11 protein-coding genes and 1 pseudogene are annotated in these 14,920 nt (G+C 56.4%); 10 read left to right on the forward strand and 2 right to left on the reverse strand.

Annotation, left to right across the window (positions count from 1 at the left end; genetic code table 11):
• Both B3Z49_RS20420 and B3Z49_RS20425 read right to left on the reverse strand, forming a co-directional pair.
• The coding region (locus B3Z49_RS20420; RefSeq protein WP_296994306.1) for a glycosyltransferase at window positions 1-644 on the reverse strand (644 nt) is incomplete at its 3' end.
• Window positions 641-1,141, reverse strand: a complete 501-nt coding sequence (locus B3Z49_RS20425) for a MarR family winged helix-turn-helix transcriptional regulator (RefSeq protein WP_008888987.1) — start codon at window positions 1,139-1,141, stop codon at window positions 641-643. The genes B3Z49_RS20420 and B3Z49_RS20425, both read right to left, overlap by 4 nt.
• A 328-nt stretch (window positions 1,142-1,469) precedes the next feature.
• On the opposite strand from B3Z49_RS20425, the gene B3Z49_RS20430 reads away from it, so the two are divergent.
• From B3Z49_RS20430 to B3Z49_RS20475, 10 genes and pseudogenes are all read left to right on the forward strand, one after another.
• Entirely contained in the window at window positions 1,470-3,284 is a 1,815-nt protein-coding gene (locus B3Z49_RS20430; protein ID WP_296994310.1) for a type I secretion system permease/ATPase, read from the forward strand.
• Window positions 3,281-4,663 carry an HlyD family type I secretion periplasmic adaptor subunit gene (locus B3Z49_RS20435; protein WP_120223726.1) on the forward strand — a complete coding sequence of 461 codons (1,383 nt, stop codon included), beginning with the start codon at window positions 3,281-3,283 and terminating at the stop codon, window positions 4,661-4,663. The genes B3Z49_RS20430 and B3Z49_RS20435 overlap by 4 nt, the downstream gene beginning before the upstream one ends.
• Window positions 4,664-4,995: 332 nt before the next feature.
• Window positions 4,996-5,790 (forward strand): calcium-binding protein, encoded by a 795-nt coding sequence (locus B3Z49_RS20440; protein WP_063085941.1) that lies wholly within the window; start codon window positions 4,996-4,998, stop codon window positions 5,788-5,790.
• 70 nt (window positions 5,791-5,860) lie between these two features.
• The gene (locus tag B3Z49_RS20445) at window positions 5,861-8,098 is read left to right on the forward strand and encodes a glycosyltransferase family 2 protein (RefSeq protein ID WP_296994314.1); all 2,238 of its coding nucleotides are present in this window, start codon (window positions 5,861-5,863) and stop codon (window positions 8,096-8,098) included.
• On the forward strand, window positions 8,095-8,940 hold the full coding sequence (locus B3Z49_RS20450) for a class I SAM-dependent methyltransferase (RefSeq protein ID WP_296994317.1): 846 nt from the start codon (window positions 8,095-8,097) through the stop codon (window positions 8,938-8,940). The genes B3Z49_RS20445 and B3Z49_RS20450 overlap by 4 nt, the downstream gene beginning before the upstream one ends.
• A complete protein-coding gene (locus tag B3Z49_RS20455; protein WP_296994320.1) occupies window positions 8,937-10,202 on the forward strand; it encodes a glycosyltransferase family 4 protein in 1,266 nt (421 codons plus the stop codon). The genes B3Z49_RS20450 and B3Z49_RS20455 overlap by 4 nt, the downstream gene beginning before the upstream one ends.
• 20 nt (window positions 10,203-10,222) lie before the next feature.
• Window positions 10,223-10,993, forward strand: a complete 771-nt coding sequence (locus tag B3Z49_RS20460; RefSeq protein WP_296994323.1) for a hypothetical protein — start codon at window positions 10,223-10,225, stop codon at window positions 10,991-10,993.
• Window positions 10,994-11,054: 61 nt separating this feature from the next.
• Window positions 11,055-13,250 carry a hypothetical protein gene (locus B3Z49_RS20465; protein WP_296994325.1) on the forward strand — a complete coding sequence of 732 codons (2,196 nt, stop codon included), beginning with the start codon at window positions 11,055-11,057 and terminating at the stop codon, window positions 13,248-13,250.
• Window positions 13,237-14,559 carry a glycosyltransferase family 4 protein gene (locus B3Z49_RS20470; protein ID WP_063085926.1) on the forward strand — a complete coding sequence of 441 codons (1,323 nt, stop codon included), beginning with the start codon at window positions 13,237-13,239 and terminating at the stop codon, window positions 14,557-14,559. Before B3Z49_RS20465 ends, B3Z49_RS20470 begins: the two co-directional genes overlap by 14 nt.
• 38 nt (window positions 14,560-14,597) lie before the next feature.
• A pseudogene (locus B3Z49_RS20475) lies at window positions 14,598-14,920 on the forward strand (polysaccharide pyruvyl transferase family protein); the annotation flags it as partial.

Consider the following 14,920-nt stretch of genomic DNA (forward strand, 5'->3'; position numbering starts at 1 on the left):
TCGCGCGCGACATAGGTAATCACCTGATCACGCGCGGTCAGCACCCGCCCATCGGGCAAGGTCAGGCTGGCTTGTGGATTTGGCTGACAGCGGTGGGTATCAATCCCGTCATGGCAGACGCCGATCTTGTGGTGATAGGCCGCGGGAAACGCCGATTTCTGCCATTTGGTTGGGCTGATGGCGGCATCAAGCTGATCAAGTGTGGTCAGTTGTGTCGCATTGCGCACGCGAAGCTGGGCGCGTTTCGCCAACGTGATGTCATCATCAGGGTCAAAGCCAACGTCGCGTCCGGTGGCGTGATAATAATGTTCGCAATAACCGATCAGGGGTGTTTTGGGCAAGACGTCGCGGGCGAACATCATGCTGCCCCAACCAATATGGCCGTAAACAATGTCCGGTGCGCCTTCTTCGCGCACAAGGCTTTCAAGGGTTCTGGCAGCCTTAAGTCCCACATCCTGATGATATTGCGCAAACGGTATGGCAGGCGGTGGGGCTGTGACAGGCTGGCGGAGTGTCCGGATACCGGGCAGGCGCACATTCATTGCTTCGCACAGGAAGGAAACCTGCCATCCGGCATCGGCCAGATGGCAGGCAAGATGTACAAACTGTCCCGGTCCATGACGATGAACGAGGACAATTTTCATCGTCTGTTTCGTGCCTCCTGCACGGCGACGGACCCATTGATGGGAACACCCCCGTATCTGAGGGTTTGTGTCCAGAATTCTTCCAGTCTGCGTAACGTACGCAGCGCTGTCTCCATCTCCTGCTGGTCTTCAAGATTGTTGGTCAGGGCGTCGTGATATTCTTCGTGGAATTCGTGCAATGCCTGACAGAGTTCATGGCCCTTTTTGGTCAATTTCAAACGGGCAGAACGCCTGTCCCGTGCCATGACCTGACGTTCGACATAGCCCGATTCCGCGAGCTGTTTAAGATTATAAGACGCGTTTGAACCCATATAGTGGCCACGATCAAGAAGATCGCGCACCGAGAGTTCATCTTCGCCAATGGTAAAAAGCAGCGCCACTTGCGCCGGGCTGATGTCATCCTTTCCGAGTCGAATGAGATCTACCCGTAACAAATCCGCAAACCGCCGATAGATCCGCTCGACGGTATTTGCCAGTTCAAGATGAGTGACGGTCATGAGTTTCGATCCGTTATCTGGTCCCAAGCGAGAGTTGATGCCAAGGCGCGATTGCCCTGACACAAATTTCGTATTGGGGAAGATAACAAGACGTTGTTCTTGAACAATTTTTCCGAACGCCTCTTTCTTCCCGCAGGTTTGCTCGTTGTCCGGAAGTAATTCGAAAGTGTTTTTATTTTTGAATTACTTCCATTGTTAATGTTTTTACATTGTCTAATCATCAACATGAGATCGACATATTTAATTTTATTGTAGATCATCCTGTCATCGCAACTATGTGATTAGATTGCGGAAAAACTATGACTTTTGCTTAATTGGATGATTTTCGATGCAATTTCGCCGCAAAAAGCTGGCAAAACCGGTGGATTCGCCTGTGAATTCGCCCGTGAATGCGAAGGAAGCCCGGCCCGTACTTGATGCAAGATCGGTCATTCGCGAGGCCCGCTTTACGTTCGTGCGCGGGCTCGGATGGGCCGGTGTCATGAGCGGCTTCATCAATATCCTTCAACTTACCGTGCCGCTGTTCATGCTTCAGGTGCATGACCGCGTGATCAACAGTCAAAGCACCGATACCCTGCTGTTGCTTCTGGTGATCGCGGTCTGTGCGATCATTCTGTATGGCATCCTTGATTTCGTACGCGCGCTTGTCTTTCAGGAAATGGCAAAGTCGCTTTTGCGCCGGTTGAACCTGCCGGCAATTTCGGCGGCCATGCGTGTGGCGCTTGAAAAAGGATCGCTGCACGGCACCCAGGTCCTGCGCGACCTTTCAGATCTGCGCAACTTCATCACCGGCACCACCATCGCCGCCCCGCTTGAAGCGATCTGGTCGCCGATTTTCCTTTTCGTGATGTTTGCCCTGCATCCCTATTACGGGATTGCCGGGCTGGTGGCGGTTCTGACCCTGATCGGGCTAAGCCTGCTCGGTGATATGATGGTCCGTCAGGTCACCAAGGAAGGAACCGACGCCAATCTGCGCAATATCGGCGACATTGGGTCGACCGTTTCAAACGCCGAAGTCATCGAGGCAATGGGCATGATGCCAGCCCTCGCCCTGCGCTGGCGTCAGGCACAAATCCACGCCAGCGAATTGCTTGATGTCGGTAACGTGCGCAGCAAGGGTATGTATTCCATCACCCGCTCTGCCCGGTTTGGCATGCAGATCATTGTTCTGGCCATGGGGGCCTACCTTGTCATTCAGGGCGAAACCACGCCCGGTGCCATGATCGGCGGGACCGTGATCATGGGGCGGCTGTTGCTGCCGTTTGATAATGTCACCCGCGACTGGCGGGCGTGGGTCGGGGCGTTTTCATCGTGGAAACGCATTCGATTGATGCTCGAAGAAAGCCAGTCCGAACGCGAAATCAAACCAACCCCGCGTTCCGAAGGCCCGCTGGTTGTCGATAATCTGGTCTATGCCGTCCCGGGGTCAAATGTGCCGGTTCTGCGCGGGATCAGTTTCGAACTGTCGCCGGGCGATATATTGGGTGTGGTCGGGCCTTCTGCCGCCGGGAAATCAACCCTTTCAAGATTGCTGGTTGGCACGGCAAAGCCTGCGACAGGCGGTGTCTATCTTGACGGGCATAATGCCTATCTGTGGGAGCGCGGATCATTTGGCGATATGGTCGGCTATCTGCCGCAATCGGTATCGCTTCTGAACGGCACCATCCGCGACAATATCAGCCGTATGCGCGACGCAAGCCCGCGCAAGGTGATCGAGGCTGCCCGTGCAGCCGGCGTGCATGAAATGATCGGTCGATTGCCGCTGGGCTATGACACGCCGATTGGTGCCGGGCGACATACCCTGTCTGGCGGGCAGCAACAACGCATTGCTTTGGCGCGTGCGCTTTATGGCTGGCCGCGTCTGCTGGTGCTTGATGAACCCAATGCCAATCTTGATGCCGAGGGCGAAGCATCCCTGATCCGTGCCGTGCGTCAGGCCGCGGATTCCGGTGCAATGGTGGTGCTGATCGCGCACCGTCAAAGCATCATGCAATATGCCAACAAGCTTTTGGTGATGCAGGACGGGCGGGTCAAACAGTTCGGCGAACGAACAGACGTGATCCGTAATCTGTCCAATGAAAGCGACGACATCAAAAGCCTCCCCCCGGTAAAGCGTAAACATGAAAACGGAGGAGCGGCATGACCCGTGTCATTAATCTTGAAGGCGGTGGCGCGGCACTCCCGGCCGAGGAACCGCAAGTCGCCTGGCACCAGATCCTCTCGGAAGAACGCGAAGCATCGCGCCAAAGCCTGCGCAAGCCGATCCTAGCCGGATTGTTCGTCATTGTGTTGGGCTTCGGCGGGTTCTTGACCTGGGGCTTTACCGCCGAACTCGATAGTGCGGCTGTTGCGACCGGCTCGGTGATTGTCGATTCCAAAAAGAAAGTCGTTAATCACTATGAGGGCGGCATCCTCAAACAGCTTCTGGTCGAGGAAGGCGAAAAAGTCACCGCGGGCCAGACCCTTGCCCTTCTTGATGGCACACGCAGCGAGTCGGAACTCGGTCAGTTGCGCGGCGAACGGTTTGGCCTGATGGCCAAGCTTGCCCGATTGCGCGCCGAACAGCGCGGGCAGGAAAACATCACCTTCCCACAGGAACTTCTCGCCAGTGACGAGGCCTATGTCGCCGATATCCTCAGCGATGAAAAACGCCTGTTTGCCAAGCGCAAGGAAGTCTATGCCGCCAAACGTGATGCCCAGGCCAAACAGATCGAACAGTTCGAGGCCGAAGCCGAGGCACTGGTCTCACAGATCAAGGCCCGCACACGTCAGGAAAAGCTCGTCGCCGAACAACTTCAGGGGATTCGCCAACTGGCCGAAAAGGGCTTTGCCACCCGCACCCAACTGGTCGAGATTGAAAATAACTGGTCTGATCTGGTCGGCGATATGGGCGAATTCAAAGCCCAGCGTGCTGCCGCCCAACAACAAAAGGCCGAAGCCGAGATCAATCTCGCCTCGATCGAAATGGAATGGCAAAGCGATATCGCAACCGAAATTCAGGAAGCCCAGCTTGCGCTCAATGATGTCACCCAACGCATCCGCGCAAGTCAGGACGTGCTTGATCGCCTCGAAGTGCGTGCACCCCAGGCCGGAACGGTTGCCAATATCCAGATCAGGACCCCCGGTGGTGTTATCAGTCCGGCTGAACCGATCATGGATATCATCCCCGAAGATGAGCCACTGGTGATCGAAGCACGGATCAACCGACAGGATATCGACTCGGTCCAGGTCGGATCAAAGGCGCAAATTCGCCTGACCGCCTATAGTCAGCGTCGACTGGCCCCCCTGAATGGCGAGGTAAGCTATGTTGCGGCTGACCAAACCGTCGATGAACAGCGCGATGCGTCTTACTACATCGTGCGCGCAGCGATTGATCCGGCCGAACTGGCAAAACATGATGACATCAATCTGCGTCCGGGCATGCCAGCCAACATTCTGGTTCTGAAAACCCCGCGTAAGGCCATCGATTACCTGATTGATCCCATCACCCAAAGCATGGAAAAGGCCTTCCGCGAAGAGTAATCCTCCCCCCGCGAAATGTGGGTCGAACTAAGGGCCTTTCCCGGTTTTTTGCCGGATTGGCCCTTTTCTTTTCAAGTATAGATCGAATTTTGAACCAAATAATAAGTAAAATTGAACTAGTATTCAGACAATAAATGTAATGAATCTCAAACTAAGTCATAATGTTGACAAAATAAAACCACGACAATACCCTCCAATGACAAAGTAAAAAAATATAGGATTTCTGAGTGGTCGTTTCCACGGGGCTCAGAACGTCCAGAGGGAACGGCCATCCTCTCGTGAGGGAAATATCCCCACGATGTCATTAATGTTGGGACACGAAGGAGGATTACATGGCAACTCTCGAAGGCGGCGCCTTTGATGATGCGCTTCTCGGATCTCGTTTCAGTGACGTCATTTTCGGACGTGGCGGAGACGATACAATCTTCGGACAAGGTAATGATGACGTGCTGTTTGGCGAAGAAGGCGATGATGTCTTGTTCGGCGGATCGGGCGACGATGTTGCCGTTGGTGGCGAAGGTGATGATGTCCTGTTCGGTGGATCGGGTGACGATGCACTGATCGGGGGCGACGGCAGCGACCTGATGATGGGTGGCTCCGGTGAGGATGTTCTGTCAGGGGGTGCGGATTCCGACATCCTGCTTGGCGGTTCAGACAATGACGTTCTCGACGGCGGATCAGGCAATGATGTCCTGATTGGCGGTGCAGGCGACGATATCGTTCTCGGCGGTGGCGGAGACGATGTCATGCTTGGCGGTTCTGGAGACGATGTGCTTCAGGGCGGCGAGGGTGATGACCTGATGCTTGGCGGCTCCGGGGATGATGTCCTCGAAGGCGGCGCAGGCGATGACATCATGTCTGGTGGTTCCGGTGCAGACACCTTTGTCTTCTCCGGCGGCGGCGGCAACGACGTCGTACTCGACTTCCAGGCTGGCGAAGACATGCTTTCCATTAGCAGCAACATCAACGACACCGGCATCGCAAGTGCCGATGATGTCGCTGCGCGTGCAACGCAGGTCGGTGCCAACACCGTCATCGATCTTGGCAATGGGGATTCCATCACCCTCAACAATGTCGATGCCGAAGACGTACAGGACGATCCGGACAGCTTCTTTAGCGTCCAGTAATCCGTTGGCGGCGTCCGCAGCTTCGGCTGCGGGCGACCCGTCCTGAACTTCAAGTTAGTGAAAGATTGTCATGCTTGAATTTGCCTCGTCCGATGCAGTGCGGACGACCGGCGAAGCGCCCGGTGTTTGCCTGCTGAACCCTGATACGTTGTTGTTAAGTTGGGATACACCCACCCGTTTGTGGGAAGTTCCCCGGCTTGAAACGATTGATGGTGCTGCGATTTCACCGCAGGCCACATTGCGGTTGCCACTTGACGGGGGCGGGACCCGATTGTTGCGCGTCATCCGCCGTCCCAAGGATGAACCGATCACAATTCTGGCCGAGGCCGGAACGCTGGGCCGCAAGGACGAGATCACAATTGATCCCGATGGCGATTTTGAATTTGCCAGTGCATCAACGCTGCTGAACGGGGTGACGCCGGCCGGGCGGCTTTCGCTGGTCTCGACCCTTCTGGGCATGTGGGCCAGCCTGTTTCGACTGCGCCTGTCCAAAAGCTACAACAGTTTCCTTCTTCAACTGGTGGCCGAGATTGTCGATCGGCCCAAACCGGCCAAGGCGGTCGCAAAGCTTTCCGGTGAAAAGATCCTGCTGGCTACGGCATTGCCCGATGCCTTTCACGATATCGAGGCCGTCTTTATCGTCGCACCTTCGGGGTTCAAGCGCTTAACGCAGCTTCCCCATATCAGCAAGACCGGGCCGCGCGGCCAGAAACTGGTTTACATGATTGCCGACCAGCCAAGCACCGCATCCGGGGCCTATATGGTTGTGACCGGTGTGCGCACGCTTGCCATTCGCCATTTGCCCGATGTCTCAACCCTGCCGTCTCTGGCGCGCTGGTGGCAAACCAAGGGCAAATCGGATGCCGATTTGCGCGAATATATCATCGGGTCGCTTGCCCGTGCCGACATGAAATCAAGCAAGGCCGCGATTGAATTCCAGCTCCGCTGTCCGCTTTCAAGCCAGCGTGTCTCAGGGGGCGGATCGCTTCCCAGTGGCGAAGTCGATCTGGCGGTCACGACCGCGCGCGGCACGTTGATTGGCGGCTGGTATCGCGATCCTGTCGATATGATTGCCAGCATCGACCTTCTCGATAGCAACGGTATCGCCCACCCATTCGGCGACGGGTTTTATCGCTATCAGGGCAATGTGCAGGACGATGGCCAGACGGTCCCGGCAACCGGCTTTGTCGGTTTTTATCAGGATATCCAAAGCCCAGTTCCCATCCTTCAGCCCCGAAGCCTGATGCGCCTGAAATCGGGCAACCGTCATCTGATGGTCCCCCCCGCCCAGCCGATTGACCCGGCCGAGGCTCGTGCGCGCATCCTGCGCGCCGTGCCGCCGCAACACCTGACGTCAGAGATTATTGAAAACTGCCTGGCACCGGTGATTGGCGATCTGCAGCAAAAACTGATGGCATCCGCCAAGGTTGATCGGGTGATTGATATCGGCACCCCGCACGATGACCCGGATGTGTCGATCATTGTGCCGCTTTATCGTGTTCTTGGTTTCCTGCGCGCGCAAATCGGCGCCTTTGCCTGTGATGACTGGGTCGCGAAATATTGCGAACTGGTCTTTGTACTCGACTCCCCCGAACAGGCTGAAGAATGCGAACATCTGCTGCGCGGTCTGCATGTTCTCTATGGCATCCCGATGCGTCTGGTCGTCATGACCCGCAATGGCGGCTATGCCCGGGCATGTAATGCCGGTGCCGAAAACGCAAACGGCCATTATCTGGCGATGCTCAATTCCGATGTCATTCCCCATACGCCCGGCTGGGCACAGGGGATGGCGTCAAAAATGGGCGGTCCGGATGAGGTCGCGGTGGTCGGGCCGAAACTTCTGTTTGAAGATGGCTCGATCCAGCATGCCGGGATGTATTTTGCCCGCAATGAAAGCGGCAAGTGGCTGAACTATCACTATCACAAAGGCATGCCCGACCAGTTCCGGGATGCCAATATTGAACGCTCGGTCCCCGGTGTCACTGGTGCCTGCATGATGATCCATCGCGATGCCTTTGACGCGGTCGATGGCTTTACCGAGGACTATGTCATTGGCGATTACGAAGACAGCGACCTTTGCCTGAAAATTCGCAAGGCCGATTTCGACATCAAATACGTCCCCGATGTCAGCCTCTATCATTTTGAGCGCAAATCGATCTCGACCCATGCCGATTACATGCGCGGGGTGGCTGCCGAATATAACGCCTGGCTGCATGCGTCGCGCTGGGCCGATGCGCTCGAAGATCTTCACACCAACGGTGTGCCGCAAAACCGATCGCGAAAAACCCCCAACGGAGAAGCGGCATGAGCCAGGTTCTTGCACTGTCCGAACACCAGTCCCCGCTGACATCCGATATCAGTGATTCCCAGCTTTCCTGGTTGTGCGAACAGATCATTTCCAACCGTTTCCTCCCGGTTCCGCCCGAAGAAGACGTCTTTGTCGGCGATGGCGATTACCGCGCTATCGGGGCGGAATTCCTTGGTCATTTTGTGCGCATGGCCGGGCTTAAAACCACCGAGGATGTTCTTGATATCGGCTGTGGCATCGGCCGGATTGCCGTCCCCCTGACACAGTTCCTCAATCCGAAACAGGCGATCTATCGCGGCATGGATCCGGTGCGCGGCGGGATTGACTGGTGCAAGCGCGCCGTTACGCCAGCCTATCCGAATTTCCGGTTCGAGTGTTCGGACATCAAGAACGAACTCTACAACCCCGAAGGCGAAATCAGCGGGCGTGGCATGCGACTGCCCTTTCAGGACGGAACATTCGATTTCACCGCAATGATCTCGGTGGCGACCCACCTGCCGCCAGACGAAATCGAAACCTATTGTTCCGAGGTCTTTCGTGTGCTGCGCCCGGGCGGTCGGTTGTTCCTGACCGCATTTGTCATCCGCGAAGATGACGATCCATCCAATCCCGGCCGCGATGCGCGTCTCAAGGGGTTTGAGAAAGCCGAAGGTCAGCCTTGCTGGCACCTGCGCGGTGAAAATCCGATGGCTGCCGTCGGTTTTGACGATGCGTTTCTTGAGGGTGCCCTGACCGGTGCCGGGTTCGATATCCACACCAAAAGCTTTGGCACATGGCGCGGCAAAACGGCCGCCCATTACCAGGATTTCCTGATTGCCCAGAAACCACGGAGGACCGCATGAATCCCCGGATAATGGTGCTTGCCCATAATCACCCCGATCTGCATCCGGGTGGGACTGAAATTTTCGCCCATGATCTGTTTCATGCCTATAAGCGTGCGGAATGCGATGCGCTTTTCATCGGGGCAACCAACGATGTTCACCGCGAACGCCGCCCGGGCACAAGTTTTCAGGCGATCAATGATGCCGGTGATGAAATGCTGTTCTGGGCCGGGCATTTCGACCGGTTCAACATGTCCCAGACCGATCTTTATGCCGTCGCCCCGGATTTCGCGCGCCTTTTGAAAAGTTGGGCACCGGATGTGGTGCATATCCATCATCTGGTCCTGTGGGGCATCGAATTGCCGATGCTGATTCGTCGTGTTCTGCCGAACTGCAAGATCGTGATGACCCTGCATGACTATTATCAGATCTGCCCCAATGACGGCCTGATGATCCATCGCGGGACCAAAACCCGCTATACCAGGGCCGATGCCACCGGGCGTCTGTCCGGGCTTGATGGCTTTACCCCTGATCAACATGCGATGCGCGCGGTCAATCTGCGCAACCATCTGCGCGCGGTCGATCATTTCATCTCGCCCAGTGAGTTCTTACGCGATCGCTATATCGAATGGGGCATCAACCCGGACAGGATTTCGGTGATCAACAATGGTCGCCCGACTGTCCCCGGCGCGCCCAAACGCGATATCGGGGCGGCCGGCATGCCCAATGTCTTTGGCTATTTCGGCAATCTCAACCCGTGGAAGGGCGCAGATGTCCTGCTTGAAGCCGGGCGAATCCTTGCCTCGGACGCGGTCGATTTCAATCTGCGCATTCATGGTGCTGCCCTGTATCAGACCGATCAGTTCACCAGTCGCATTGCCGATCTGGTCGAACAAAGCGGCCCGCAGGTAAGCCATATCGGCGCCTATCAACGCGAAGATATCCCCGATCTGATGGCACGGGTCGACTGGGTCGTTGTGCCCTCGATCTGGTGGGAAAATGCGCCTTTGGTCATTCAGGAAGCCTTCCAGCATGGCCGCCCGGTGATCACCAGTTCAATTGGTGGCATGGCCGAAATGGTCCGCCATGGCCATGACGGCATTCACGTCCGCCCCGATGATCCGGCCGAACTGGCGCGCGTCATGAAGGACTGCGCAACCAATCCGAAACTCTGGAAAAAACTGTCGGGCCATGTCCGGCCTCCGGCCGGGATTGATGATGTTGCCGAGCAATATCTGGCGATGATCCGCCGCATGGTTCGCCCTGATTTTGTTGCCGCCTGACGTTCAACAAGGAGGCCACTATGGCTGTTGCCGAAAAACAGACGATGGAAGAAAACCCGGCGTCAACAGGTGCGCAAGATGCCGAACAAACCGCACCGACACTCGAAGGGCGGGTTGATGCCATTGATCAGAACCGCCTCTATGGCTGGGTTTGGTCGCCGCAAAGCCCGGATGCCCGGATCGAGGTGGTCGTGCGCCTGAACGGTCATGCCCTGCTGCGTGAAACCGCCGAAAACGAACGTGTTGATCTGCGCCGTAACGGTATCGGCGACGGAAAACACGCCTTCGAAGTCGAATTGCCCGACGCCGCGGTTGCCAGTGTCGACAGTCTGACGGTCTGTGCCGTCATGCCCGGCACCAAGGAAGAAATCACGCTGCGCATCCCGTCCCAAAGCGAACAGGAAGCCCACACGGCGCTCAATGCCCCGCTTGGCAAAATTCTGGATCGTCTGGATCGCCTGCTGGCCGCCCAGCACATCTTGCAAAACGGCCAGCGCGAAGCCGCCAAACGTCTGGTCAGCGCATCCAAACGCATGGATGAACTGGCGTCCGCCGATGATGGCATCGAAGCCGGCGTGAAACTGGTGCGCAACGGTCAGGAAGAACTTTCAAGCCGGGTCGATGAACTCGAAGTCTTTCTGGTGCGCTTTGATAAATCGCTGGGTGGCTTTGACGAACGGCTTTCGGCCCTGACCGCACGCCACACCAATGATCTCAAAACCCCGTTGCTGATCCTGTCCTGCCTGATTGGTGTGACCACCGGGTTGGCAATCGGCGCCTTTGTCTGGTGATCGCCATGGCACGGCAATCATTCGTTTTAGAGCACATGCGTAAACACAAGGAGGCCCGGGCATGACCGAACAGCATGGAATGCCACTGGATGGCAGAACCGTCGTCGCCGCCTTGGTCGATGAAGGTCTGGCTTTGATGGTCGGGGTGGGGAATGCCCTGCCGGCAACGATTGATATTTACCTCAACAGCCAGTCTGACGCCAAAGTCCAGGCATCCATCATTTCATGGCGCCGCCACGATGCGGAACCCGACAACGCCTATGGCTTTGTTGCCCTTTTACCGATGAAGGATGTCTCCGCACGTCGTTTGAAAACGGCCCTGTTCCGGGGCGCGGGCAAGCCGCGTGAATACCGCATCGATAACCGTCAGCAACGCATTGAGGCGGTTCTGTCCTCTGTTGCCGATCAATCCGGCCCGGCCTTCGCCACCGTGATTGATGGTTTGATCGAGGCCCTGCTGGCAGGCGACCCCGATAAAAAACGCCTCAGCAAGGTGGCCGCACTGGTGCAAAGTGCCGCACGCAGCAACGGCTTTATCGAAGTACTCGGCGGGCTCGAAGAAGGTGATGTTTATATTCAGGGCTGGTCAAGTGGCTTCCCCACCGGGCGCACCCGCGTCATTGCCATGGCGGATTCTCCGATACTGGCGGAACTGACCAGCGCCGATTTCCAGCGCGATGACCTGGGCGACGAGGCATCCGGTGTAACCGGCCTGATGCTGGGTGATAAGCCGATCAATCCGAAAAAACTCAAACGGGTTTACTTCCGTGGCCGCGACACCTGGTACTCGATCGAGGTGTATCAGCACCGTGTTCTGGTCGCACCACCTGATGTACCGGCCCATATTCGTTCGGTCCTTGATCGTGTGCGCGCGCCGGAAAAAATCCTGCATACCCTTAAAATGGCCGCACATCGTTTTGATGGCCGCGACACGGTATCCGAACTCGATCGCCCGGTCCGCATCGGCATCGATTTCTCTCTTCTGATCGAAGGAAGCGGGGTGTTGATTTCCGGCTGGATGCTTGATCCCGACCGTGCGGTCAAGGATGTGTCACTGCGGGTTGGTGGTGAAGTCGTGCGTATTGATGATCACTGGACGCGTCAGTCACGCGCCGACGTGACCGATGCCTTTGCCAATGATCCGATGTTCTCTGGCATGAACCCGGCCCGGAATAATCACGGCTTTTTGGTGTTTTGCCCGTTGGACGTCACCCCGCCATCTGATCAGGCAACCTATCTTGAACTGGGCATCAGTGATGCCTTTCCGGCCTATTGCCCACTGAACCCGACGCGTGCGTCCGCCCGTCAGGCCCTTTCACGGGTTTTGCCGTCGCTTGATCCGCGGTCGGTCACGGCTTCAAACAGTATCGAACGTCAGTTCGGCCCGATGTTGCAGGCCATGACGGCACAGCGTCCCTATGCGGTGGATATCCATGATATCGGCGATTTTGACGAAGATGCGCCGGTGACCCTTGTGGTCGGTGTCGATGACACGATCAATGATATCGGCGTCACCATTGCCCTGCTGGGCCTTGATAGTGCCACCCGCCATCTGCCGATTGTCATTGCCGGGCCGGTCGAAAGCTTTGATCAGGTCGGCAGTGAAATATTGCGCCTTGCCGCCTTTTACAAACTCAACACCCGGATCGTTTTCGCCGAAGGGGTCGAAGACTATTGCGATGCGCTCGAAGTCGGTGTGGATGCCACCAATTCCGAAACAGTCGGGCTGGTGTCAGCACACATTCTGCCGCGCGATGATGGCTGGTTTGACCAGTTGCACGCCGCCTATATCAAACGCGGCAACAAGGTTCTCGTATCGCCGACCATCCTGTTTGAAGACGATTCTGTCCGTTGGGCCGGGACCTGGATCAACAGTAATGCCAATGGCGGGCAGTATCTGTCGGATCGCTATGTCGGCTACCCTTGCGCGGTTCTTGCCGATGCCCAACCCAGCGAAGTCAGTGCCGGCACGTTGGAATGCTGCATTCTGCCGCGCAAGGCCTTCAAGGACAGTGACGGCTTTACCCGTGGCTATATCGGTCCGGCGGAAAAAAGCCTCGACCTTGCACTCAAGCTGCGCATGGCGGGGACGCCATCCTACTGGATCCCCGATGTCGAAGTACTGGGCAGCGAACAATCCATAAGCAAAGCCCCTGCCTGGGAGGAACTATCCAATCGTCTTGACCGCTGGGCGTTTGATCGCCGCTGGTCATTGGTCGTTTCAAACTTGCGGAGCCACAACAATGCCGTCGACTGATTTACGCGTCCTCGTTATTTCGCACGGCCATCCCAGCATCTCGCTGGGCGGGGCCGAAGTGGCCTCCTACAACCTGCATAAAGGGTTGAACAAACTTGACGGGGTCGAAAGCTTTTATCTCGCCCGCGTTGGCAATCCCGTGCCGCGTCACGGCGCCTCGGCCCTGATGAGCCTGCGGCAAAAGGAAAACGAAATCCTTTATCACGCGGAAAACTATGATCACTTCCTGCTGTCGAACGGCAGCACGGATGAAATTGATCGTGATTTCCTGCGCTTTGTGAAGGATTACGAACCCGATGTCGTGCATTTCCACCACTATCTGGGCCTTGGGCTCGAAACCATCTATGCCATTCGCGAAGCCCTGCCCGAAACCGCGATTTTCTTTACTTTCCACGAGTTTTTGACGATCTGCCACAATCACGGGCAGATGATCAAAAGCGGCGGCACCAAGCTGTGCAACCGGGCCAGCCCGATTGATTGCAATGGCTGTTTCCCCAATATCTCGCCGGCCTCGTTCCTGCGGCGTGAACGCTTCATCAAGGCGATGCTGGAACTGGCCGATCACTATGTCTCACCCAGTGAATTTTTGGCTAACCGCTTCATTGACTGGGGCATGAAGGCCGAAAAGATGTCGGTGATCGAAAACGGTCTCGACATCAATGAACGGGCCAAGGACCGCCCGCTTTCCAAAACCCAGCCGCGCCGGTCGCGCTTTGCCTTTTTCGGGCAGCTCACGATGTTCAAGGGGGCTGACATCCTTCTCGATGCGGTCGGGCGTGTGCCTGATGAAATCTGGGGCGATGATGCGCGGCTGATGATCTTTGGCGGCAACCTTGATCGCCAGCCCAAGGAATATCAGGACAAGGTCCATGACCTGATCGAAAAGGCCGGCGAACGTGTCCGCTTTTACGGGGCCTATCAGAATACCGAAATGCCCAAGCTGATGGAACTCGCCGACTGGACGATCATTCCCTCTATCTGGTGGGAAAACTCGCCAGTCGTGATCCAGGAAGCCTTCTTCCACGGGCGTCCGATGATCTGTTCCAACATTGGCGGCATGGCCGAAAAAATCACCGACGGTGTCAATGGTCTGCATTTCCGGGTCGGAAGTGCCGAAGACCTTGCTGATCGGATGATCGAAGTTCTCAGCGACAACAAGATCTGGGATCGGATGCGCGAGGGAATACCAAGCGTGACGACCTATCAGGAATGCGCCGAGCAACATCTCGCGCAGTATCGGGAGGTTCTGGAAACGCGCCGTATGTCCGCAAAGGCTGCGAGCCCGCAAACCGTGGCAAGCACGGCATGAATTCAGAACAAAAACGTGATCAACCAAGGAGAGACAACATGGCGCGCGTTCTCGTAATGATCCCGTCCGGCGAAGTCTACGACCACGACTGCGTCCGATGGTACAACTATCAGGATGTTCAAAAGAGCATCAATCACTACCACAATATCGGGGATGCCTTTGTCTTCGATTCATCGCTCAAACTGATGAATTACGACAAGCTTGGTGTCTTGCCGATTGCCGATCCCAAGATGGAAGATATCGACCGCCTTCGCGAGGAATATGACTATGTCTTCCTGCGCGGGTCGAACTACATCCATTCCGATATGGACTGGCGCAATACCATCGACGTTCTCAAACGTTTGAAACTGCCTGTTCTGGG

The organism is Thalassospira sp. UBA1131 (genome assembly GCF_002311515.1).
Lineage (GTDB): Bacteria > Pseudomonadota > Alphaproteobacteria > Rhodospirillales > Thalassospiraceae > Thalassospira.

Coding starts and splice junctions, on each gene's coding strand:
- B3Z49_RS20450 (WP_296994317.1), top strand. CDS start 8,095: ATGAGCCAGGTTCTTGCACTGTCCGAACACCAGTCCCCGCTGACATCC.
- B3Z49_RS20455 (WP_296994320.1), top strand. CDS start 8,937: ATGAATCCCCGGATAATGGTGCTTGCCCATAATCACCCCGATCTGCAT.
- B3Z49_RS20435 (WP_120223726.1), top strand. CDS start 3,281: ATGACCCGTGTCATTAATCTTGAAGGCGGTGGCGCGGCACTCCCGGCC.
- B3Z49_RS20425 (WP_008888987.1), bottom strand. CDS start 1,141: ATGACCGTCACTCATCTTGAACTGGCAAATACCGTCGAGCGGATCTAT.
- B3Z49_RS20470 (WP_063085926.1), top strand. CDS start 13,237: ATGCCGTCGACTGATTTACGCGTCCTCGTTATTTCGCACGGCCATCCC.
- B3Z49_RS20440 (WP_063085941.1), top strand. CDS start 4,996: ATGGCAACTCTCGAAGGCGGCGCCTTTGATGATGCGCTTCTCGGATCT.
- B3Z49_RS20445 (WP_296994314.1), top strand. CDS start 5,861: ATGCTTGAATTTGCCTCGTCCGATGCAGTGCGGACGACCGGCGAAGCG.
- B3Z49_RS20465 (WP_296994325.1), top strand. CDS start 11,055: ATGACCGAACAGCATGGAATGCCACTGGATGGCAGAACCGTCGTCGCC.
- B3Z49_RS20430 (WP_296994310.1), top strand. CDS start 1,470: ATGCAATTTCGCCGCAAAAAGCTGGCAAAACCGGTGGATTCGCCTGTG.
- B3Z49_RS20460 (WP_296994323.1), top strand. CDS start 10,223: ATGGCTGTTGCCGAAAAACAGACGATGGAAGAAAACCCGGCGTCAACA.